Here is a 21,960-nt window from a genome sequence, read left to right on the forward strand (position 1 = left end):
AGGGCTCATTTGATCTTGTTTTGCCAGAGGCCCGTATCCAGCGCGGCCAGGCTCAACGCTTCTGTCGAACGGAGATGCGCAAACCCAGGCCGTTCTCCCGCTGGACGAACAGGGCCCCGTCCGCCGTGATCCCGGCCGGGAGGAGCGTGCCCTCGGGTAGGACCGTCGGCGAGTTGGCGCTCACCTTCAGTTCGACCACGGGCTTGGTGTCGGCGTCGGTCGTCCCATAGACGGTGCCGTCGTCGTCGATGGCGTTGATGCCGATGGCCCGGCGGGTGCCCTCCTCGCCCAGGCAGACTCCCTCCCCCGTCTTGGTGTCGAGGACGACCGAACCGTGGGCGAGATAGGCGCCGTTCGGGGATGCCGTGACCGGGGCGTATTTATCGGCGGATGCGTCATCGTTCACGCATGACGTGCTCGCCAACAGGCGGCCGCTCTCCAGATCGTGTGCGGACCAGATGGTGGCATCCGAGTCGGCCGACCGCCACTCCGCGACGAACTTGCCGTCCTGAACGCCGACCAGTTTGCCGTTCTGTTCACCGCCGAGGAAGGTCTCGCCCGCCTCAGCGCCCTCTGGTGCGAAGTCCACACTGACCCATCCGCCCGGCACGCCGAATCCGCCCCGCGGTCCGTTTACCACGGGGCCTTTCGAGGTGAGGGCGGCAACTGTGCCGCTCGAACAGATGAGTTCGGCACAGTCGAACTCGTCCTCCACACTGTCGTACTGCGTGAACTTGCCGGTCGTGAGGTCAATGTTCACGCGGTAGGGACCAGCGACGTCCCACATGAGCATCAGCCCAGTTCCGCCGTCCCGGACCAGGTTGGACTGCGGGCTCTCTTCGACGGGTACGGAGACGCGGTGCAGCGGGGCGACAGAGTCGCCGGAGGCGTCCGCCGCGTAGATGTCGACCTGCGTGACTTCCTCGCTCTTGGCGAGGGCATCGCCCGCCGTGTCTCCGGTCGCCCAGGCGACGATGTAGCTGCGGCCGCCCTGCTGGACGGTGGTTATGCGGGGGCCGCTCATGCCCCATCTGTCGTAGTCCACCGTCGGGATCTGATACGGCTTACCTGTCCAGCGCACCTTGCCTGTGGCGGCGTCGCGCGCCTGGACCGCGTACCCGTCACCGGACTGGATTATGTACGCGACCGTTTTCCCGTCCGTTGTCACCGGGTCCGCGTTGGTGTCCTCCGTGACCCAGTCGATCTCGTGGTCCCAGCCCTTAGTGGAGTCGTATGCGGAGGGCACAGCGAGCTCTGCGAGGGAGACGCTCTCACCGGACTTCTTGTCTTCCTTGCCGGCCTCGGGGCCGTTGCCGCCGTCCGATCCGCATCCGGTGAGCAGTAGCCCGGCCAGGGCCGTCGCCGCCACGGCCGCCTTCGTCCTGCGCATGTGTTGTTCCTCCAACTGGGCGTTACGCGTGCGTCTTCCGTGTTCTCGGCGTTCTCGTCCGCTGTACTGATCAGCCGTCGTACGCCTCGACCACCGGCCCCGCCTTCGCTCGATGGCTGCCCTGCTTGCAGCCCGCGAACGGGCCGGTCGGAGAACGCAGTTCGGTCATGACCGGGCCGAGGTGGTCCCGGTGCCAGACGGCGGGGCCCGAGGCGCCGGCCGACGGGTCGGTGCACTCCTGCCACGCCAGCCACAGCCCGTGCAGCCGGGCAACCGCCTCCAAGTGCTCCCACCAGCGAGGGCACCAGGGCTGCTGGGAGGTGACCTCGCGGCCGTAGACGGGCAGAAGGAGGTCGGAGACCCACAGGGCCAGGTTGCGCATCTCCTCGGCGTAGTCCTCGCCGTCCAAGTAAAGGATGAACAGCGGTGCTTCGGCTTGTTCCTGAGCGGTGGTCACTGGAAGGCCTTCTCTGCGGCGCGGGCGGTGATGGCCTTCACTTCGGCCTGGGCGGCGGCCTGGATGCGGTCGGCACCCGGTTCGGCGTACCAGGGGCGGAGCCTGACCATGGCGGGCTTGATGCCTGTGGCCAGGAGCAGTGCCGTGCCCTTGGGGAGTGCGCGGATGCGGTCGGCGGGCAGGATGCGTTCCAGGCGGTAGGAGGTGGAGCGGGAGCGGCCGTCCTTGCTCTTGGAGTAGCTGATCGTCGACACGTCGTGCTCACCGACCAGCCGGGACACCTTCTCCACGAAGTCGGCGTCGTCCAAGCCCGCGCCCAGCAGTTTGATCGTGGCCGCGCCCCACAGGGCGTCCATCCCGGCCTCGCCCCAGACCCGTACCCCCTGCCGGTAACTCTGCAGCAAGGTCACGATGTTGATGCCTCGGGAGCCCAGGTGGGAGTAGAGGTCGGGCAGGTCGGAGATGCGGCAGACGTTGGCGGCCTCGTCGAGGATCGCCGTCATGGGTGGGTCGAGACGGCCGCCCATGCGTTCGGCGGCTACGACACCCGCGCGTAGCACCGAGTCGGCGGCCGCCGCGATGACACCCGCGGCCGAGCCACCGCCGTCCTTCGACAGCAGATAGAGGGTGTCCTGGGAGAGCGCATGCTGCTCCGGGACGAACTGCGGCATCTGGGGGTCGGGGGTCACCCAGGCCGCGATGGCCGGGTCCAACAGGCAGGCCGCGCACTGCCTTGCTGTCTCGTAGATGCCGTCCCGAGTCTCCACGGCGCCCTGGATCGTGCCCTGCAACTGGTCGGCGAGTGCTGGCATCGCCGCGTCACGGAGCAGGTCGATGGGGGTGCGGTCGGCGGGGTCGGCGAGCCAGGTCAGTACCTCGTCGATCTGCCGGCCGCCCCGGTTGGCCGCGTGGAACAGGGCCGTGAGGGTGTTCTGTGCCGCCGAGATCCAGAAGTCGCGCTTCGAGGCGTCGTCGTTGACCGCGCCGACGAAGTGACCGGCGAGGCGACGGGCGCCCTCGATGGTCGCGGCGTCGGCGAGCATGTCCCACCACATCCCGCGCGGCGTATGCGCGATGCCCTGCGGGTCGAACACCCAGACCCGGCCGGCACGTTCGCGTTCCGCGCGAGTGACGCTGTAGACGTCCGCCTTGTTGGAGGTCAGCAGGACGCTGCCCTGGGCGCGCAGGACGCGGGGTACGGCGATGCCGGTGGACTTTCCGGCGCGCGGGGCCATCAGATCCAGCTCGACGTCCTCGTAACTGGAGCGGAGTTCGGGCCCGTTCGGCTCCAGGTTGCCGAGGAGGTTGCCCGTCTGGTCCGGGTCCAGCTTGGTGGTCCCGGCGAGCGACGGGCGCAGGGCGCGCGCTCGTTCGGCCGCGCCCTTCGGGAGCATGCCGGCCAGTTCCTTGCGGCCGGCCAGGCCGTCGGGGCGCTTGACGCGGCCGCGCACGAGGACGATCAGGGTGATCACGAGGGCGACGAACACCCCGAAGACGGTGGCGATACCGGCCGTCACCGCGCCACTCGACGCGGTCGGCCACAGCTCCTGCGGGCCGTCCTTGACCAGGGTCGCCAGGGTCTCCAGCGAGAACGGCGGTGGGTTCCAGCCCGCGCCGGACACCGCCGCGCCGAGCGTTCCGCCCAGCCAGGCGCCGGTGAAGGCGCCGCCGACGAGGACGGCCACGCCCGGGATGATCCAGGGCAGCAGGTCGTCGCCGGCGGAGTGGCCCTTGCGCGCGGGGCGCGTACTCATCTCGACGCCTCCGTCGGCTTCGTGAGGTTCAGTTCGTTCCCGGTCCACCGGGTGTTGGTGTTGTGCAGATTGCGCTCGGTGTCCGTGATGGACACCTTGATCGGGATGCCGGGACGGCCACCGACCTTGATCAGGAAGCGGCCTCGACCCGGCGGTTCCTCGTTACCGCCAGTGCTGGCCCAGCCCGGGGGCGACGACCAGGACGAGACCAGCTCGATCTCCCGCTCCGACATGCCGACGATCTCGCCCAGTTCGCGCATCTCTGTGCGTGGAAGTCCCGCACACACGACCATGCCGGCGCGTTCCACGAAGCCGCGCGCTTTGGCCCGGTCGGCCTCGCTGCCGAGGGCCTCCGCGTCCTTGAGAGTGTGGGTGATCTTCGCGTCTCCCAGCCCCAAGGACCGGTTGAGACGGGTGAGTGCGTCGATGCGTTCGACGATGCCGGAGGCGGCGCGCAGTGGGCGCCACAGCTCGTCGAGGACGGTGAAGAACCAGCGCTGGGGGGCCAGCCCGGCGTCCGCGAGGGCGTGGGCCGCGGCCACCGTGCCGAGGCCGTCCGACCACGCGGCCAGCATCGCGGCGGCCGTGAGCTGCGTGTCCGCCTCGCCGATACGGGAGATGTCGACGCAGACGGCGGGCGAGGCGGGGTCGATACGAGTCGAGGTCTCGGACGCGAAGGTGTCGCCCAGGGGACCGTCCAGGACGCCCAGAAGCGAACGGTGCAGGGGGTCGACCGCCTCCTGGTAGCGGGCATCGTTGCCACGGTCGAGCGTGACCGCGCGGACCCGGTCCGGGCCTTCGTCCAGCACCCTGAGCAGATCGGGCAGCAGAGGCGCCTGCCCGGGCTTCGTACGCTCCGTCAGATGGTGCAGACAGGCGGAGAGTACGGACTGCTCGTGGTCGTCCATCGGGCGGCCGCGGACGATGGTGATGAGGGCCGCGACCATGTTCAGGACGCGGCCGTGTGCCTCCGCCGCAAGGATCCGGCCCCGCTCGCCGCCGATCCGGGCCGCCGCCTCGCCCATCGCGCCCGGGTCGAGCACGTTGATGCCACCGACACCGCGGCCGATGGAGATCACCTGGCCGCCCAGCGCCCGTACGGTGTCCGCGTAGTCGGGCTTGAGGTCGCCCAGCACGAGCGGGGTGATACCGGTTGCCGACATACCGATCAGCATCCGGTTGACCAGCGTCGACTTGCCCAGACCCGGCATGCCGAGCATGAACAGCGAGGGGTTGGAGATGTAACGGGCCCGGGTGAACCAGGAGATGGGGTCGCCGCACACGGTCGCGCCGGTGTGCAGGTGCTGGCCGAGCGGTACGCCGGTCATCGGAGCGCCCGACCCCGCCGCGAAGGGCCACAGGCCGCACGCCTGCACGGTGGTCGCCCGCCACATCGAGGGCGGGTCGATATAACCGACCTGACCGCCGCCTGGCCCGTACCAGCCGCGCGGCGGGGCCATGGCCGGTCGCTGCGGTCGCTGCTGCTTGTTCTTGCTCACAGCGCCTCCCTGAGCTGGTACGGAACGAGGGTGTGTTCCCACGGGAGCAGGCCGACCGGCAGTGTGCAGGTGAACGCGGACGCCTGCATGCGGTCGGCCGGGCGCATCAGGATGCGCGAGGACGCCTGGAGGTTGCGTACGGTGATCGACGCGTCGGGCAGCTCCTGCTCGCTGTCGACGGTGACCGTCACCATCATGGAGAACTCCACGAGGCCGGCGCCGGAAGCCTCCTCGGCCGCGGTCTGTTCCGCCGCGCGCACCTCGGAGGTGGCGCGTGCCTGCACCAGGCCGCCCCGCGAGCTCGCCATGAAGTGGGCGGAGCGGCGGTCGGACTCCACGATCCGGGCGGAGGTCGCCGGGTCGATCGGCCGGTAGATCAGCGAGACCCGCTTGCGGCGGGTGCCCGGGGCGGGCTCCAGCAGGCCGCGCAGGACGCTGGAACGGACGGTGCCCCGTGGTGCCAGGGTCAGCATCCAGGTGCGTGAGACACCGGAGTCGTGCTTGTACGCGTTGACGGTCTCGACGGCGGCCGCGGGGCCGGCGTCGTCCCACTCCAGGCCGGTGGTGGAGTGCTCGGCGCGAGCACTGAGCACGTCCGGGGCGATGGCCGGGTCGTAGGCCACACGGACGACCTCGGCGAGCCGTTCGGCCGACAGCGGGTACGCGGACCCGCCACCGGCGGCGACAAGACCGGACAGCAGGCCGGGAAGCCGCATGGACAGGTCGGTGATCACGTCATCGGTGTCCCGCCTGGGGCCGCCGGTCGGACCGTAGGTCAGCGCGATGTAGGTGTGCATTTCGGAGGAGGCGGACGGGTAGCGTTGGACGACCTCCTCCATCACGGCGCGGGCCGCGGCGGGCGCGTCGGGCGAGATGCGAGGGAGGACCTCGGCGGCGAGCCGGGTACCGGTGTCCGGAGCGGTCTCGACGACGACCTGGGCGCCGCGCAGACCGGGCTCATGGGAGAGCCGGGACAGCCAGTCACCCCAGGACGCCACCCAGACGTCGACCTGCTCGGGGTCCACCAGCGAGCCGCCGTCGGGCTCACAGGCGAGGACCACGGTGTAGAGGTTGCGGCCCGGGTGGTGGATCACGCCGAACGCACGGTCGTAGGCGTCCCGGCCCTCGTACATCTTCGTACGGGCGAGCAGACCGGGCGGCTGGAAGCGGCCTCCGGGGCGGCGGGAGAGTGGCCCGGAGACGTAGGTGGTGGACCCGTTCGCCTTGCGTTTCATCCAGCCGATGCGGACGGCGAGGAGCTGGTAGACGTTTCGGCCGTCGACCATACGCAGGGCGAGCGGGGCGAGGAAGAGCCCGACAGGGACGAGGACGGCGATGGCAGCCATCAGGGACACCAGAGAGGCCAGCAGTGCCACCAGGAGTCCGCCGAAGGCGACGACGGTACCGAGGAGACCCAGTGGGCCGAATCCGGGGCGGCGAGGGCGCCGCCAATTCCCGTACGTGGGACGCGTCATGGCGTCGGAGGACATGGGGTATTCCTTCTTCCGGCTTGCGCGGCGTTGTGGCTGGCACAGAGAGGGGAAGCCGGGCCGGGATGTTTCCCGGCCCGGCATGGACTGGTGTCGGTGGTCCGACGGGTTATTGGTTGTGACCCTTCATCCCGTCGTTGTCATCAAGGGAGTTGGCCACTTCGCTCGCGGCGGCGACCGTGGTCTGCGCGGCTGCTGCTGCGGCTTGGACGGCCACGGACACACCTCCCGTCGCGGCGCCTGCGGCTGCTCCAGCGGCGGCACCGCCGGCTGAGGCGCCGGCCCCGCCCGCGCCTCCAGCGGGGGCGCCGGCCCCGGCGGACGGAGAGCCCTTCGGCCCTGACCCACCAGCCTGAGGTGTGCCGCCACCGCCCCCGCCACCGCCCCCGCCGCCGGAACCACCGGCGATGCTGACCGCGCCGCTGGCCATGTTGTTGACGGCGTTGAGGGTGACAGTGCCGCCGGACGTGCCGCCCAGCGCGGCGGTGGCCGGGACGATCAACTTGAGCAGGGCCGGCAGGGCGAAGACGGACAGGATGAGCATCCCCATGCCGGCGATGGTTTTATCCAGGTCCTTCGTGTCCCTGGTCATGGCGGTGGCCGCATAGATGATCAGAGCCGCCGCCGGTTTGTACAGCAGCCAGGCCGCGAGCCAGCCGATGTGCTTCTTCCACCAGCCCTCGCCCCACCCGGTCATCGAGGAGACCGCGGCGAGCGGCAGCGTGCCGACCAACGTGATGAGCACGCCGATGCGGATGTACATGAGGCAGATCTGGACGAACGACGCCAACATGACCAGCAGGCCGAAGATGAGGATGAGGCCGGGTGAACTCAGGTACATCACCCCGAGAGTCTTCGTTGCCGTATCGCCGAGATTGGACTTCGTATATATGTCCTTGGCGTACGCGTCCGAGGCGGTGGAGAGCGCCTGCACCGCGGGAACCGCGAGCCCTCCCACCAGGAGGACTTTCCACATGCCCATGAACGCCTGCTTCATGGGTTCGCCTCGCCGGTCGAGGGCCATCTTTATCGCCGCGATGAGCAGGCTCGCCACGGCCACGTAGCCGACCAGCCAACTGGTCGTGCCGTAGATGTCCGCTGTCGGCTTGGTCGGGTCTTCGAGCTTGACGTCCATCCAGATACCGTTGAGCACCTGGAGCGTCTCCGATGCGGCGGTACCGATCGCCTTGGCGAAGGCCTCCACAGCGCCGCCTGCAGCGGTCTCACCGACTTTTTCGAAGGGGTACTTGATGCCGTCCTTCAGGCATTGCAAGGGCTCTTCGAGGCAGTCTGCCATCTCACGTCCCCCATGTGATGAAGCCGCTGGTTCCGTCGGTGTACGACACGCCCCCGTAGATCGTGCCGTCGGGGTCGGGGAGCACCTTCCAGTCGCCGTCCTGCCAGCGCAGTGTCACGGAGAGGGAACCGTACCTGTCGACGCTCGGAATGCGCCCCAGGATCATCACCGTCGACTCCTTCTCGTTGTACGCGAGGACGGTGAAGCCGGCGAAGGTTTCCTCGCTCGGCTGGCCCGAAGTCGACTCGTCCTGTTCTTCCTTCGAGCGTCTGGCGACGTACGCGTCCCGTCCCGCGCCCGGGACGACTTGCCGTTCGACGACCTCGCGCCAGCCCTCAAGACCGAAGTTGTTGGTGATGGCGTGGGCCGCGAACACAGCCCCCATCGGAGTGTGCGCGAAGCAGGACCACACCGGTCCGTCGAACTTGAGGGGCCCTGCGGACTTGGAGGCTGGCACTAGGTGGGTTCCGCCGGCCTTCCAGTACACGTCCTTCGGCGCCGCGGTTGGCTTCTCCTGCTCGCTGTCGTCGGTGCGGCAACCGGCGGGCCGGCCGTTGCCGCCCGCCGTGTCGTCGGCGTCGGAAGCTGTGGCGGTCGGTGCCGAGGTCGGGGAACCGGAGGCTTCCGGTGCCTCGTCCTCACTGGTCATCAAAGTGGCAGCGGCGAGAACAAGCAGCACCAGCAGGAATCCGGCCGACAGGATCCAGCCCCGTTGCTGCCAGAACGGCTGCTCCCACTCCCCGCTGCCCCCGCGGGATCGGCCGGGGTTCACCATGTCGGTACTTCCTTTCCGTTTCAGGCCTGGCCGGATCAGCCGAAGACGAAGGAGACAACGGGGCCGGCGGAGGCCACCAGGACGCAGCCGCCGAGGACCATGCCGAGCCGGCCCATGTGTTCCGAGCCCTCGCCACGGCGCATCGAGATCGCCATCATCGCTCCGGTGATCAGGACGCCGGCCACACCGGCTGCGGTGCCGACCCAGGCCATGAGGCCGAGGACCGTGTCGACCTTGTCGGTGAGCGCCCCTGGCGCTTCCTTCTTGGGGTCCGGGACGGCCGTTTCAGCCAGGAAGACGTGCTGGGCCTTGGCTGTGAGCGTCTTGATCATGCTTTCTCCCCGATACGGTCGGCTGCCGGGCCGACGGCTTTCTTGAAGGTTCGGTGGGCCGGCCGATCCTGAGGCCGGGCCGTGGTGGCGAAGTGAGCTTGGGCGTGGAAACCCCGCAGCACCAAGGGCTGTGGGGAATCTCCACCGCATAGTGGCATGTTCGTGACAATCACCTTCGGTCTGTGCCTCGGCATGGTCACTTTTCGGTGTTCCAGAAACCCACCAGTCCCAGGAACTCCACGAGTGGCCCCGCGCAGGCCCCGATGACACACGCGACCAGCACGATGAGGTACTCGCGCACGTGCTCCTCGGCGTCGCCTGTCTTCAGCGCGACGGCCATGCGTGAGCCAACGATCAGCAGGCCCGCCACGCCTGCCGCGGTGACCAGCCAGGCGAGGTAACCGAGGACCTGGTTCAGCCCCTTAGTGGTATCCGGCGGCGGCTCGTACGCCAGGGTGGCCAACGTCAGTCCGACGTTCATCGGCCGCTCCTCGTGTGTGTCTCTTGTCCGGGCGGAGTGACCAGGGCTGCCAGCCTGGCTGTCTCCCGTGGGGGAGGCGCGGTGAGATCCCCCGTCCGCCAAGCGGGCACCCAAGGCACTTGGTAAGTCTCGATCGCCGAACCGATCACCTTGATGCGCTGGAGCAGTTGGCGGGGCAGGCGCCCCGGCGCGTCCGCGACCAGCACCACGGCGACGAGTTCCAGCCCTGGTGGCTGCTCGCCGCGACGGAAGAGATCGAGCGTCCACGACACCGCCTGCAGACCGGCTGCGTGTGTACGGGCCACCAACAGCACGGAGTTCGGCTCCCCTTGATCGGGGCGGGGCCAACTGCGCCCGGCGTCGATCCCGCCGAAGACGGCCGCCAACGTCGAGGCGCCCGCTCCACCGTGCGCGGCCACCCAGGCCAGCCGGTGTGGAGTTGAGGGCGCTTCCGCGGCGGGTGGAGCCGACGTCGGCTGCGCGGGTGTGGTGACCGGCCCTCGGAGCCAGATCTCCGGTCCGCTCGGGACGTTCCCCACCGCCAACTCCCCCTCAAGTTTGATTAGCGGTTTACGGTGTGATCATCTCTGATGGCGGGTGGCGGGTGGCGCCACGGGGCACCTTGGGACAATTTCGTGACCGGGTGGTTACTTACGCGAAGGTTGTTGCCCGTGAGACTCAATTGGCCGCATCACATTACAACTTGACGCTGAGGGGAGCGGATGGCGCAGAGCGGGGGAAGCGCCACCACCTGGGTCGTGGGTGGTGGTATCGCGATGGTCATCGTGCCGCTGATCATGATGGTCGGGGTGGGTGGTGGAGATGACGCCGCAGCCGAGGGAAGCGGCGTCGGCGGCGGCCTCAACGACGGCTCGGTGCCTGCCCAGTACCTTCCCTGGGTCCTCAAAGCGGGCGCGGAGTGTGACGCGATCAAGCCGGCCGTCATCGCGGCCCAGATCGAGGCCGAGTCCGGCTGGAATCCCAACGCCAAGTCACCGGTGGGTGCCGAGGGACTGTCCCAGTTCATGCCCGAAACCTGGAAGTCCTGGGGCAGGGACGACGACGGCAACGGCAGCGCGTCGCCGTACGACCCGGGTGACGCCATCATGGCCCAGGGGCGTTACGACTGCGATCTCGTGGAGCGGGTCGAGCGCTATAAGAAGGCCGGGAAGGCGTCCGGCGAGACTCTCGACCTGGCGCTCGCCGCGTACAACGCTGGCCCAGGGGCTGTCGAGCAGTACGGCGGTATACCTCCCTACACCGAGACCCAGAACTACGTCGCCCGCATCAAGTCGCTGATACCCAAGTACGAGTCGGTCGACGACCCGCCGGGCGAGATACCCGAGGGCCAGCGGATGGCCATGCCCCTGCCAGGTGACCCGATCGTCACTTCTCCCTACGGCATGCGCATGCACCCGACCCTGCACGTTCGTAAGTTGCACACGGGCATTGACCTCGCCGCCCCCGCGGGCACGCCGTTCATGGCCGCCCGGGACGGCAAAGTGACCTTCGCGGGATGGTCCAACGGCTACGGCAACCGCGTGGTCATCTCGCACGGCACCATCAACGGCAAGAAGGTCACCACGACGTACAACCACATGATGGCCATCAGCGTCTCCGTGGGGCAGCAGGTGAAGGTCGGACAGCGGGTCGGGGCGGTCGGTTCCACGGGCTTCTCGACAGGTCCGCACGCTCACTTCGAAGTCACGGAGAACGGGCAGTATGTCGATCCCGCCCCGTGGCTGGGGCTGAAGTAGTGGAAGAGGGACGGGTAATGGGTGGTGGTGCCCGGCGCGAGAAGGAATCTCGGGCGGACGGGGCTGCCGCCAGGACATATGAGGGGGACGCCATGCGGACGGCCGGGACCCGGGTGCACCAGCGGACGTCGGCGGTGTCATGGACACGGGTGAACCGGTCCGGACGCGTGCCGAGCAGGGCCGTGGCAGGGCTGCTCGCGTTTGCCACCGGTCTTGTCCTGCTGGCGGGTTGCGGACTGCCCGATCACCGGCAGAGCGCGACCGGGCAGGGCGGCGCGTCGGCGTCGGCGGAGCCCTCCTTCGTTCCCAAGGCGCCGGTGTCGTCCGGAAAGCCTCTGGGGCCCGACGCGCATGTGCCCGACCCGGGAGCCGTGGACGACAGCGACCCGACCGCGGTCTCCAAGGCGTGGGCCGAGATGACGTACAGCTACGACACCAAGTACGACGCGAGTCCGCACGACGCCGGGCTGCGGGCGGTTCGCTGGTGTTCGAAGCGGAAGGCCGACGCCGAGCGGTCCTACCGGCCGGCCAGCGGTCCCGGAGCCGACTGGAACACCTGGGCCCAGCACCGCGCTTGGACCACGGTGACGGTGAGCATCGAGCAGGAGGACGACTCGCCCAAGGACGGCAAGCAGGTGGCTTACCGCTCACTCGTCGTGGAGGGCGAGGCACACGGCCGGGACGGTTGGACGGGCCGTGGACCGAGGCTCACCGCCCATACCAAGCTGGTACGTTCGTCTGTCGGCGAACCGTGGCGTGTGGACGACGTCATCGTGGTCGAGGCTGTGGCCCCGCCGAGCCCCGGGGAGCCGTCGGCCTCGGCTGCCGACCCGTCCGCCCAGTGAAGGAAGCGATGTCCAGATTCAGCCGCGGCGAGAAGAAGCGACAGCAGGGCCGGCCCCAGCCCGGGGCCGGCCAGCCTTCTGGGCCAGGGTTGACGCCCATCGAAGTCCACGTTTCCGCGGACGGGCAGGCGACGGTGGGCGGCATGCCCGTCGTCGCGGGCCCCGGTGAGAGCGTGCAGAGCGCGGTTCTGAACTATCTCCATCGCCTGGTCCTGGCCACGGGGCACGCGGTCGCCGCCACGGTCCACGACGAGCGCATCGGGTTCAGCACCCCACTCCAGGTCATGGCGGACGGCTCCAGCCATTTCGCAGGCGAGCCGCGGCGGTTGGCAGCGGGCGCGATCGCCGAAACGGCGGGGGGTCCGACGACGATGGGTCCGGTCGAGAGCGCGGCGGCTCGGAGTGTGGCGCCTCAACCGTTCGTGGACGCGCAGACCACCGTGGCGCCGCAGGGGCAGCGAGAGCAGGACGCGAACAGGACCACGCGGCTGCTGCGGGCCGTACCGGATCCGGAACCGGAACCGGACACGGCCGCACCGGAGCCGACGGCGGGGCAGGCCCATGAGGGTGTGCCCGCACCCGCCTCCCCCGTCGGTGGTGAGCATGCGTCAGCCGTGGCACCAGAGGCTCTTCCGGCTCCGGTTCCAGCGTCGGAGGCGGTTCCGGAGCCTGCACCAGCCCCAGCCTCAGCCGTTCCCCTGCCCCCAGCCGCTACCCCGCCCCCGCCCCCTGCCGCCGCGGCGGCCCCGGCCCCGGCCCCTGTCCCCGTACCCGCTCCGGCACCCGAGGTCCCCTCGGCATCTCAGGTGGTGCCGACCCCCGCCGCTGACCAGACCGTCGCCCCGTCCCTTCTCGCGGAGCCAGTGCTGCGGATCAACGAAGCCCTGCAGATGGGCCGGATCGAGACGGCGGCAGCGATGGCGGAGCAGACCATCTCATCGGCGACGAAGACGCTGGGCAAGGAGCACCCCGAGGTCCTTCAGCTGCGCGAACTCGCTGCCTACATCGCGTACTTGGCGGGCGACGCGCAGCGCTCCTTCACCTTGTCCATGGATCTCGCCAGGATACGTAGGCGGCGCAGGGACGCTCGGGCCCATGCCAATGTGCAGAGCGCGGCCGCCGCGTGGCGAGCCGTGCGGGACCCGTCACAGGGGCTGGTCCTCGGGCGTGAACTGATAGGGCTGTGGAGTGAGTTGGTCAATGACGGCGGCCCGGCCGCTGCCGAAGCCCATCAGCTCGAGGCGGTTCGCGCCCGCATGGACCGTCTCGCCGAACGCGCACGCGTCTTCGCGGACGACTCCTACACACCGAAGCCCCATGCCCATGGCCAGTGACCGTCACACCCGCCACCGCGTCCGTTCGGTCGGCGTTTTCTAGACTGCCGTTTCCTCCCTCCCCCGCCGGTCCGGGGCGGAGGACAGCGACACTGCCGGAAAGGGAGAAGACGGATATGGGCGAGAGCCGTGACGACGAACCTGTTTCCGGAGCGGACATCCGAGCCGAGTGGCGTGCCATCGTCGAGTCCGGAGAATCCCTTCCGGGGTCGGGCCTGGCTGCGCTGAGTGCCCGCATGCGGGCCACTGGGAACTGGCCGGAGGACCTCCGCTCGGCACCAATGATCATCGACACGGACATCGGTGGCGACGCCGACGACGCACTGGCGGTCGCGGCGGCGGCCCGTTCCCTGCCGCGGCTGGCCCTGGTGCTCACCAGCGACGAGACCGGACCGGCTGTCGGCTACGGAGCGAGGGCGAGGTTCGCCAGGTTTCTGCTGGACCTCATCGGTCGTACGGATGTCGCGGTTTCTTCGGGTGTCTCCCTCGGGGACACCCGGTACTTCTGTGCGGACGGCCTGGTGCCCGACGAACTCCCTCCCCAGCCGGCTGATGTGGTGGAGGCGGTGCGCGCCGTCTGCGCGGCCGTGCCGGGGCCCGTGCAGTGGGTCGGCATGGGCCCTCTCAGCAATCTCGCACTGGTTCTGGAAGCCGCTCCCGAACTGGCTTCCCGGCTCCACGTCACCCAGATGGGTGGGGCCCTGAACTACCGCGACCCCAGTCGGGCCGAGCACAACTTCCGACTGGACGTGCCGTCCGTGCACCGGGTCTTCGACGCGGTCGGCAAGGGCCTGCTGCCGACGTCGCACTTCGTCACCTCCGAAGTCACCTTCACCTCGGCCATCGAGATCACGGCCGACCACCCGGTCCACAGGGCCCTCGCCGCACCGGATGCACCGGCCTGGGCCGCCCTGCTGGTGGCACATATGAGGCAGTGGTTCGAACGTTTCCACCCGGGCACCATCCAGCACGACGCACTGACCCTGTCGGCCGCGCTCCAACTGCCCTTCGTCGAGTTCGACAAGATGCCGGTGGCGGTGGACGGCATCGGACGCACCGTCCGGTCCGAGGCCGGCGTGCCGGTCTGGCTGAGCCTGTCCGCCCGGTACCCCTCCTTCATGCGCTGGCTCTCACAACGGCTGGACCCGGCCTGGAAGCCGGCCGAAGAGGGCACCTGATGACTCTGCGGCGGCCGAACCGCTCTGGATACGGTTCGGCGAGTCGAAGAGCCTGGAAGAGAAGAAGCAGTTCCTGGAGGACGCCACCACGTCGGCGCCTGGCAGTGGCAAGACACCGCAGGAGCACCTGCGCGGAATCGTGGCCGCGTCAGGTACGCCATTCTCACCGCAGGTCGGCGGTGCGGGAACGTCGATAAGCAAGGCGGCGGAACTTCACCTCAGAGGTAGGACTCCGGGGACTCCTGGCTCGCAGAGCTCCTCGAACCAGCAGACCGGCAAGACCGCCGGCAACCAGCCCTGGCGGGTACCCCGGCAGCCCGGGAAACCACCGCCGGGGATGGACAGCGGCGGGCCGAAGCGCTGAACCGTTCGCCATACGGGCAGACTCATAGCAGGGCTTCGGGACGCGTCTGTGACGCCATGGTGACGTGAAACCGTGAGCGAGCCGGGAGACTTGGCATAAGTGTGTGGCCGGTTCCCCGGCACATCAGAGTGAGGGAACAGATGCGTCGACCCAGCCGAGAGAAGAAGCGGGAACAGCGGCACTCGGCGTCCTCGGCCGCCCCGGCGACGGTGCCGATCGACGTCCGCGTCCGCGCGGCCGGCCGGGGTGTCGGCGCTGCGTCGATCGGCGGCGTACCGGTCGCCGCGGCCTACGGCGAGGAGATCCAGGACGCTGTCCTTCGCCACCTCCACCGCATCGCCCTTGCCACCGGTCACCCCGTACACGCCACGGTCCACGATGAGCGGATCGGATACGTGGTGCCGTTGCAGGTGTGCGTGGACGGGGCCAGCCGGTACGCGGGTGAGCCGGTGCGGGTGGGAGAGCCGTGGGGCGCGCCCGTGTCGGTTGCCGAAGGACCGGCGGGGGCTGCGGTTGCGCCCGCGGTCGTCGCTGAGCAGCCGTCGGAGATTCAGGTTCCAGCAGCGTCGTCGGCCGCACCGCAGGCTCCGCGTCGCGACAAGTCGACCCATGTACTGCGCGCCGTACCGGAATCGGCGGCACCGGCGATGCCGGAACGAGCGGTCGAACCCGACGCGGCGCCTGCGCAGCGGGCCGCTCATGGGGTGCGGTACGAGTACGAGGTGCGTTCCGTGCCCAGCCAGGCAGGTCCCGTGCCCAGCCAGGCAGGTCCCGTCCCTAGCCAGGCAGGTCCCGTCCCCGGCCCGGCAGGTCCCGCGCCCAGCCCGGCAGTTGAGCAGTCCGCTTCGGCCGGGGTGGCCTCGCCGGAGCCCGCCCCCGCCATGCCGCCCGCACCCGAAGCGGCACCTCGGGCCGTGCCAGTGGCTTCCGAAAGCGCATACGTACCGAACCGGTTGGGCGGACCGGAACCGGTCGACGCCGCTGTTCAGCCGAGGCGGGAGCCGAGCACGCTGCGGCTGTCGGCGGCCGCGTCGGAGTCGGTCGCTCCCGCGGCGCCCGAGCGACCGAAGCGAGAGCCCCGGACGATGCCGCTCACGGCGGCGAAGCCGACGGAGCCAGTGGAGTCGGCGGAGTCGGTGCCCGCGGCCGGCGGGGTCGCGCCGTCGACGTTCGTGCTGCGCACGGTGCCGGAACCGAAAGACGGCCCTCTCGCACGGACCCCCCGCACACCGGACCTCCCTCTGACCCTCCCGGGCATCCCGGTCCCTCCCGACACCACCCCCTCGACACCCGAGCCTGCCCACGGTGAGGCGCCTTCCGAAGGTCCCGTCGCGCCGGTGGAGCCTCAGCCTCAGCCTGCCCAGGACGTGCCCTCGTTCACGGGTACCGTCGCACCCCCGACGGGCGAGTTCGGCCCGGTCACGGAACCGACCCCCAGCCCCGAACCGTCTCCGCCCCCGGCTCAGTCGCCCCCGTCGGCCTGGCAACCGAGCCGAGCCACGGCCCAGACGCCTTCTCAGGACACCCCGAACACCTCGGCACCCGGCCCCATCTCCCTGGAGCCCCGGCCGTGGCCCCCGAACCAGCCCTCGACCCCGGCCCAGGTGCCCGCCCGACCCAGGGATGCCGTGCCGCCCAGTGCCCTGAAGCCGATCTCGCCGGAGCCGCAGTCCTGGCCCCCGGCCGCACCGCCGACCCCGCTGCCCGCCTCCATGCCCGCTGTGACCCCGACCCCGATCCACGAGGCCAACCCGGAAGCCGCGCCCACGTCCCCCCGACCCACCGACGCACCTCCCGCGCTGGCTCCTCCGGAGGAGTCCGCGTCCGACCCGTACTCCGCTCCCGAGTGGAACATGGCGGGAGAGGACCCCGGCCTCAAGCCCGCCCCCGTGCGGGAGTTCGACGCGGTGGCCGAGGCGGTGCTGGATCCGGAGGAGACGGAGGGCGGCGCGGAGTCCCCCTTCGCGGTGCCCATGTCGCGGATCAACGAGGCCGTGAAGGCGGGGCGGATCCAGGAGGCCGCCGAGATGGCCGAGCAGACCGTGGCCCAGGCGATGGCGGCGCTCGGGCCGCAGCACCCCGAGGTACTGCGGCTGCGCGAACTGACCGCGTACATCGCGTACCTGGCCGGTGACGCGCTCAGGTCCTTCCACCTGTCCCTCGACCTCGCGCGCCTCCGGCACCACCTGCGCGACCCCCGTGCCGCGTACGGCAACATCCAGAGCGCGGCGGCGGCCTGGCGCGCGGTCCGCGACCCCCTCCAGGGCCTGCACCTGGGCCGCGACCTGATCGACGTGTGGACCGAACTCGCGGCCGAAGCCGGCCCCGCCGCCGATGACCTCGAGCAGCTCGAAAAGGCCCGCACCCGCATGGGCCGCCTGACCGAACGCGCCCGCGCCCTCGACGCCGACCCCTACACGAGGAGCCCGCACGCCCATGGCCAGTGACCACGATCAGAAGATCCAGAACAGGGCCGGTGCCGGGGCCGGTATCGGTGCCGGTATCGGTGCCGGGGCCGGTGCCGGGGCCGGCACGCTCGGCGTTGCGGCCCGCCGCCGCTCCCCGCGCAGGACCGCGCACACAACCCCCGTACGCCCCCGAGTCGAGGTCTCCTTCAACGAGCTCACCGGCACGATGAGTTGGCGCACCCTCGGGCAACCGCCGCGCGGAACCCGGCAACAGCACGGCACCGACACGGGCGCCCTCCACGCCCGTACGCCCCCCGAGGCCCCCTGGAGCGCACGCGCTGCCGCCCTCCGTTCCGCCGGGCCGGCCCCCTCCCGCGCCCCCGCGAAGGGCGCCGCGCCCATCCCGGCGCACCCGGCGGCCGTACGAGCCGCCCTGAGTGCCGATGTCGCGTCCCTCGATCCGGAAGGCGTGCGACGGCACCTGGCCCGGGTCGGCACCCTCCGCTCCCAGGTCACCGCCGACCTCACCCACGGCACCCGGGTGCCCACGGCGGTCGCGTCCCGTCTCCGCTCGACGACGGCCACCCCGGCCCACGCCCACGCCCTCACGGCACACCGCGCCACGACCGTGGTCACCCGCCCGCCGACCCTCACCACGCAGCCGGGGCCGGCCGCGGGTCCACGCCGCTGACCGACCCCGGAGACGTACGGACGTCGAAACCGCTCTCCAGCCGACGCCCTACTCCGACAACTCCCACACCGCGTACGCCAGCGCGTCCCCGTTGCGGTCCAGCGCCGTGTCGTTGATGTTGGACGTCGTGTCGCAGGAGGAGTGGTAGCAGCGGTCGAACGCCTGGCCGGACGTACCGCCCCACTTGGCGGCCTGCGCGGCGGTCTTCGTGCGGCTCGCGCCGGTGAAGAGACCGCCGACGGGGACGCCGGCGCTCTTGAACGGCGCGTGGTCGGAGCGGCCGTCACCCTCGGTCTCGATCTCGGTGGCGACGCCGATGCCCGCGAAGTAGTCCTTGAAGGTCTGCTCGATGGTCGGGTCGTCGTCGTAAACGAAGTAACCGGGGTTCGGCGAGCCGATCATGTCGAAGTTGAGGTAGCCGCTGATACGGGCGCGGCCCGCCGCCGACAGGTTGTTGACGTAGTACCGCGAACCCACCAGGCCCAGCTCCTCCGCGCCCCACCAGGCGAATCGCAGGTGCTTCGTGGGCTGGTAGCCCGCGCGGGACACGGCCAGCGCGGCCTCCAGTACGGCGGCCGAACCGGTGCCGTTGTCGTTGATGCCGGGGCCCGAGGAGACGCTGTCGAGGTGCGAGCCGGCCATCAGGACCTGGTCCGTGTCGCCGCCGGGCCAGTCGGCGATCAGGTTGTACCCGGTACGGCCGCCGGAGGTGAAGGACTGCACGGTGGTCGTGAAGCCGGCCGCGTCGAGCTTGCCCTTCACATAGTTGAGGGAGGCCGTGTAACCGGCGCGCCCGTGCGCCCTGTTGCCGCCGTTCGCGGCGGCGATGGACTGGAACTGGGTCAGGTGGGCCTTGACGCCGGCCACGGGAAGGTCGGGTGCGGCGGCGGCCACCGGCTCGGCGGCGGGAGCCGCCCCGGCTATGGACCCGGTGGTGAACAGCGTGGCCACCGCGACGGCTACGGCGACCGCGGCACGCCCCGTGACTGGAACGGTGACTGGAACAGAGAGCTTCATGTGGGGGGCTCCGAATTCCAAGGGACCCACCATGGACACACTGTTGGCGTGTCCATGGCAAAATCCGGTGAATGAGGTGCCTGGATGGTGCGGGTGGGGTTGACTGTCCGTCAAGAGCGGTATTTGGACAGGGGAGTACGCATACCGGAGGATTCGGTGATCGCGAGGTGTCCCGGACGCTCGGTCAGGAACAGCCAGAACCGCCAAAACGGTCAGGAGCCATCAGGACTTCGCGTCGGCTGGCGCAACCGGCGCAACCGGCGCAACCGCAGACCCCGCCTCCGTCTCCGTCCCCGCTCCCGTCGCCGTTGTCGCTCCCGTGGCCCCCAACTCCCCCAACTCCTCCAACTCCTCCAACTGTCTCCGAGCCCCCCGTGCCGTCCGCAGCGCGTCCCACGTCAGCAGTGACAGCGCCAGCCACACCAGCGTGAAGCCCGCCCACCGCTCCGGCGGCATGGCCTCACCGAAGTACAGAACTCCCAGCAGGAACTGGAACACCGGCGCCAGATACTGCAACAACCCCAGCGTCGACAGCGGCACCCGAATCGCGGCAGCCCCGAAACAGACCAGCGGAATCGCGGTCACCAGGCCGGTCGAGGCGAGGAGCAGCGCGTGCCCGACGCCCTCCCCGCCGAAGGTGGAGGCACCCCGCGACCCCAGCCACAGCAGATACCCCAGCGCGGGCAGGAACTGGACCGCGGTCTCCGCGGCGAGCGACTCGACACCCCCCAGGTCCACCTTCTTCTTGACCAGCCCATAGGTGGCGAAGGAGAAGGCGAGGCAGAGGGAGATCCACGGCGGCCGCCCGTACCCGACGGTGAGGACGAGGACGGCCGCGAAGCCGACGCCGACCGCCGTCCACTGCACGGGGCGCAGCCGCTCCTTCAGGAGCAGGACGCCGATGGCGATCGTGACGAGCGGGTTGATGAAGTACCCGAGCGAGGCCTCGACGACCTGCTCGTTGTTCACGGCCCAGATGTACACGCCCCAGTTGACGGTGATCACCGCCGCCGCGACCGCGACCAGACCGAGTCTGCGCGGCTGCCGCAGCAGCTCGCCGGCCCAGGACCAACGCCTGAGAATCAGCAGCGCGACGCCGACGAAGCCGAGGGACCACACCATCCGATGGGCGAGGATCTCCACCGACCCGGCGGGCTGGAGCAGCGGCCAGAAGAGCGGGACGAGTCCCCACATCCCGTACGCCGCGAAGCCGTTCAGCAGGCCTATCCGGTGTTCGCTCCTCGACTCCGCCGCCACGGCCCCCTCCTCCTTCGCCCCCGGCGCCGCGCCTCGCGACCCCAAACCCCACGAAGGTAACGCCGAAAGCCCCCGGCTGTCATACCCGTATCGCGATACGGTCATGACAGCCGGGGGTCGGCACCCCGAGGGGGAGTTCGGGGTCTGTCACCGGGGCACGGGGCCCCGGCGGCTCAGGTGTCGAGAAGTGGCCTCAGGCCTTCAGTGCCGCCGCGATCGAGTCCGCGATCGGCGTGGTCGGGCGGCCGATCAGGCGGTTCAGGTCGCCGCTGGAGACGACCAGCTCGCCCTTCTCGACGGACGCGTCCACGCCCGCCAGGATCTGGGCGAGCCCCTCGGGCAGCCCGGCGCCGGTCAGGATGCCGGCGAAGGCCTCGACGGTGACGGCGTTGTTCGCGATCTCCTTGCCGGTCTGCTTGCCGATCTCGGCCGCGTACTCGGCGAAGCTCCAGGCGACGTCGCCACCGAGCTCGTACGTCTTGTTCTCGTGGCCCTCACCGGTCAGTACGGCGACCGCGGCGGCCGCGTAGTCCGCGCGGCTCGCGGAGGAGACCCGGCCCTCACCGGCGGCGTGGGTGACGGCGTTGTACTGCAGCACCGGCGCGAGGTTCTCGGTGTAGTTCTCGTTGTACCAGCCGTTGCGCAGCAGCACGTACGGCAGACCGGAGGCGAGCAGCGACTCCTCGGTGCCGCGGTGGTCGTCCGCCAGCGCGGCGGTCAGGGTGCCAGGCGCGCTGGTGTACGCGAGGAGCGCGGCACCGGCGGCCTTGGCGGCGTTGATGACGACCTTGTGCTGGCCGACGCGGTCGTTGCCGACCTCGCTGCCGGAGATGAGCAGCACCTTGTCACCGGCGGAGACGACGCCGTCGAAGGTCTCGGGGCTGTTGTAGTCGGCGACGGCGATCTTCACGCCGCGCGCCGCGAAGCCGGCGGCCTTCTCCTCGCTGCGGACGACGGCGACGATCTGCTCGGCCGGGACCTTCTCCAGCAGCCCCTCGACGACGAACTTGCCGAGGTGTCCGGTGGCTCCGGTGACGACGATGCTCATGCTGAAAACTCCTCCAGGGGGCGGGTGCGTCACTAACCCTAGGGAAGGCGCTAACTCTTCGAAAGTACCCACTTTGAAGTAAGGTACTGGCATGGCCGTAAGCAAGCAGTCGACTCAGCCCGCGACCAGGCCCCAGCCCGTGAGCAAGTACGAGACGGACCCCGTCGAGGGCATGTGCCCCTACCGCCTGGTCCTGGAGCACGTCACCAGCCGCTGGGGCGTCCTCGTACTGATCGAGCTGCTGGAGCGCTCGTACCGCTTCAGCGAGCTGCGCCGGACCATCGGGGGCGTCAGCGAGAAGATGCTCACCCAGACCCTGCAGACCCTGGAGCGCGACGGCCTCGTCCACCGCGACGCCAAGCCCGTCATCCCGCCCCGCGTCGACTACTCCCTCACCGCCCTCGGCCGCGAGGCAGCCGAGCAGGTGCGCACGCTGGCGGCCTGGACCCAGGTCCGCATGGACGACGTACAGCAGGCGCGCGAGGCGTACGACGAGCAGCGACGCCGTCAGGCGGACGAGCAGCGGCGTCAGTCGTACGACGCGGCCCGGGCCTGACCGCGGCCCGGGCGGCGCCAGTCGTACGAC

At 70.1% G+C, this 21,960-nt stretch carries 22 protein-coding genes; 7 read left to right on the forward strand and 15 right to left on the reverse strand.

Annotation, left to right across the window (positions count from 1 at the left end):
- Positions 1-52: 52 nt before the first annotated feature.
- From CES90_RS24145 to CES90_RS24190, 10 genes are all read right to left on the reverse strand, one after another.
- Positions 53-1,390 carry a hypothetical protein gene (locus tag CES90_RS24145; protein ID WP_189783222.1) on the reverse strand — a complete coding sequence of 446 codons (1,338 nt, stop codon included), beginning with the start codon at positions 1,388-1,390 and terminating at the stop codon, positions 53-55.
- 70 nt (positions 1,391-1,460) lie between these two features.
- The gene (locus CES90_RS24150; RefSeq protein ID WP_189783221.1) at positions 1,461-1,847 is read right to left on the reverse strand and encodes a DUF4913 domain-containing protein; all 387 of its coding nucleotides are present in this window, start codon (positions 1,845-1,847) and stop codon (positions 1,461-1,463) included.
- A complete protein-coding gene (locus CES90_RS24155) occupies positions 1,844-3,601 on the reverse strand; it encodes a type IV secretory system conjugative DNA transfer family protein (RefSeq protein ID WP_189783220.1) in 1,758 nt (585 codons plus the stop codon). Before CES90_RS24155 ends, CES90_RS24150 begins: the two co-directional genes overlap by 4 nt.
- Positions 3,598-5,061, reverse strand: a complete 1,464-nt coding sequence (locus tag CES90_RS24160) for an ATP/GTP-binding protein (RefSeq protein ID WP_229913858.1) — start codon at positions 5,059-5,061, stop codon at positions 3,598-3,600. The genes CES90_RS24155 and CES90_RS24160 overlap by 4 nt, the downstream gene beginning before the upstream one ends.
- 35 nt (positions 5,062-5,096) lie before the next feature.
- Complete coding sequence (locus CES90_RS24165) at positions 5,097-6,590, reverse strand: SCO6880 family protein (protein ID WP_189783219.1); 1,494 nt, start codon at positions 6,588-6,590, stop codon at positions 5,097-5,099.
- 109 nt (positions 6,591-6,699) lie between these two features.
- On the reverse strand, positions 6,700-7,887 hold the full coding sequence (locus CES90_RS24170) for a hypothetical protein (RefSeq protein WP_189783218.1): 1,188 nt from the start codon (positions 7,885-7,887) through the stop codon (positions 6,700-6,702).
- Position 7,888: 1 nt separating this feature from the next.
- Positions 7,889-8,662 (reverse strand): hypothetical protein, encoded by a 774-nt coding sequence (locus tag CES90_RS24175; RefSeq protein WP_189783217.1) that lies wholly within the window; start codon positions 8,660-8,662, stop codon positions 7,889-7,891.
- A 35-nt stretch (positions 8,663-8,697) separates the two neighbouring features.
- A complete protein-coding gene (locus tag CES90_RS24180) occupies positions 8,698-8,994 on the reverse strand; it encodes a hypothetical protein (protein WP_189783216.1) in 297 nt (98 codons plus the stop codon).
- A 196-nt stretch (positions 8,995-9,190) separates the two neighbouring features.
- Positions 9,191-9,475 (reverse strand): hypothetical protein, encoded by a 285-nt coding sequence (locus tag CES90_RS24185; protein ID WP_229913828.1) that lies wholly within the window; start codon positions 9,473-9,475, stop codon positions 9,191-9,193.
- Positions 9,472-10,014 carry a DUF6668 family protein gene (locus CES90_RS24190; RefSeq protein WP_229913827.1) on the reverse strand — a complete coding sequence of 181 codons (543 nt, stop codon included), beginning with the start codon at positions 10,012-10,014 and terminating at the stop codon, positions 9,472-9,474. Before CES90_RS24190 ends, CES90_RS24185 begins: the two co-directional genes overlap by 4 nt.
- 183 nt (positions 10,015-10,197) lie before the next feature.
- Between CES90_RS24190 and CES90_RS24195 the strand changes: the two genes are divergently transcribed.
- The 4 genes from CES90_RS24195 to CES90_RS24210 all read left to right on the forward strand — a co-directional run bounded on the left by CES90_RS24195 (position 10,198) and on the right by CES90_RS24210 (position 14,589).
- Complete coding sequence (locus CES90_RS24195) at positions 10,198-11,232, forward strand: peptidoglycan DD-metalloendopeptidase family protein (RefSeq protein WP_189783215.1); 1,035 nt, start codon at positions 10,198-10,200, stop codon at positions 11,230-11,232.
- Between the two features lie 92 nt (positions 11,233-11,324).
- On the forward strand, positions 11,325-12,077 hold the full coding sequence (locus CES90_RS24200; RefSeq protein WP_189783214.1) for a hypothetical protein: 753 nt from the start codon (positions 11,325-11,327) through the stop codon (positions 12,075-12,077).
- Positions 12,078-12,220: 143 nt separating this feature from the next.
- Positions 12,221-13,411: a tetratricopeptide repeat protein gene (locus CES90_RS24205; protein WP_229913826.1), complete on the forward strand. Its 1,191-nt coding sequence runs from the start codon at positions 12,221-12,223 to the stop codon at positions 13,409-13,411.
- 281 nt (positions 13,412-13,692) lie between these two features.
- On the forward strand, positions 13,693-14,589 hold the full coding sequence (locus CES90_RS24210) for a nucleoside hydrolase (protein ID WP_232791330.1): 897 nt from the start codon (positions 13,693-13,695) through the stop codon (positions 14,587-14,589).
- A gap of 1,349 nt (positions 14,590-15,938) precedes the next feature.
- Here the strand turns inward: CES90_RS24210 and CES90_RS49840 are convergent.
- On the reverse strand, positions 15,939-16,136 hold the full coding sequence (locus CES90_RS49840) for a hypothetical protein (RefSeq protein WP_229913825.1): 198 nt from the start codon (positions 16,134-16,136) through the stop codon (positions 15,939-15,941).
- Between the two features lie 333 nt (positions 16,137-16,469).
- Positions 16,470-16,667: a hypothetical protein gene (locus CES90_RS49845; RefSeq protein WP_229913824.1), complete on the reverse strand. Its 198-nt coding sequence runs from the start codon at positions 16,665-16,667 to the stop codon at positions 16,470-16,472.
- Positions 16,668-16,674: 7 nt separating this feature from the next.
- Between CES90_RS49845 and CES90_RS49850 the strand changes: the two genes are divergently transcribed.
- The gene (locus tag CES90_RS49850; protein ID WP_229913823.1) at positions 16,675-17,400 is read left to right on the forward strand and encodes a hypothetical protein; all 726 of its coding nucleotides are present in this window, start codon (positions 16,675-16,677) and stop codon (positions 17,398-17,400) included.
- Positions 17,390-18,052, forward strand: coding sequence for a hypothetical protein (locus CES90_RS24220; protein ID WP_229913822.1), 663 nt, complete (start codon positions 17,390-17,392; stop codon positions 18,050-18,052). Before CES90_RS49850 ends, CES90_RS24220 begins: the two co-directional genes overlap by 11 nt.
- Before the next feature lie 48 nt (positions 18,053-18,100).
- On the opposite strand, the gene CES90_RS24225 is transcribed toward CES90_RS24220, so the two are convergent.
- The 3 genes from CES90_RS24225 to CES90_RS24235 all read right to left on the reverse strand — a co-directional run bounded on the left by CES90_RS24225 (position 18,101) and on the right by CES90_RS24235 (position 21,374).
- Complete coding sequence (locus CES90_RS24225; RefSeq protein WP_189783210.1) at positions 18,101-19,069, reverse strand: M28 family metallopeptidase; 969 nt, start codon at positions 19,067-19,069, stop codon at positions 18,101-18,103.
- 222 nt (positions 19,070-19,291) lie between these two features.
- Positions 19,292-20,326, reverse strand: a complete 1,035-nt coding sequence (gene rarD / locus CES90_RS24230; protein WP_189783209.1) for an EamA family transporter RarD — start codon at positions 20,324-20,326, stop codon at positions 19,292-19,294.
- 193 nt (positions 20,327-20,519) lie between these two features.
- Positions 20,520-21,374, reverse strand: a complete 855-nt coding sequence (locus tag CES90_RS24235) for an NAD(P)H-binding protein (RefSeq protein WP_189783208.1) — start codon at positions 21,372-21,374, stop codon at positions 20,520-20,522.
- A 172-nt stretch (positions 21,375-21,546) separates the two neighbouring features.
- Between CES90_RS24235 and CES90_RS24240 the strand changes: the two genes are divergently transcribed.
- Positions 21,547-21,930 (forward strand): winged helix-turn-helix transcriptional regulator, encoded by a 384-nt coding sequence (locus tag CES90_RS24240; RefSeq protein WP_229913857.1) that lies wholly within the window; start codon positions 21,547-21,549, stop codon positions 21,928-21,930.
- Positions 21,931-21,960 lie beyond the last annotated feature (30 nt).

Source organism: Streptomyces capitiformicae, from assembly GCF_002214185.1.
Lineage (GTDB): Bacteria > Actinomycetota > Actinomycetes > Streptomycetales > Streptomycetaceae > Streptomyces > Streptomyces capitiformicae.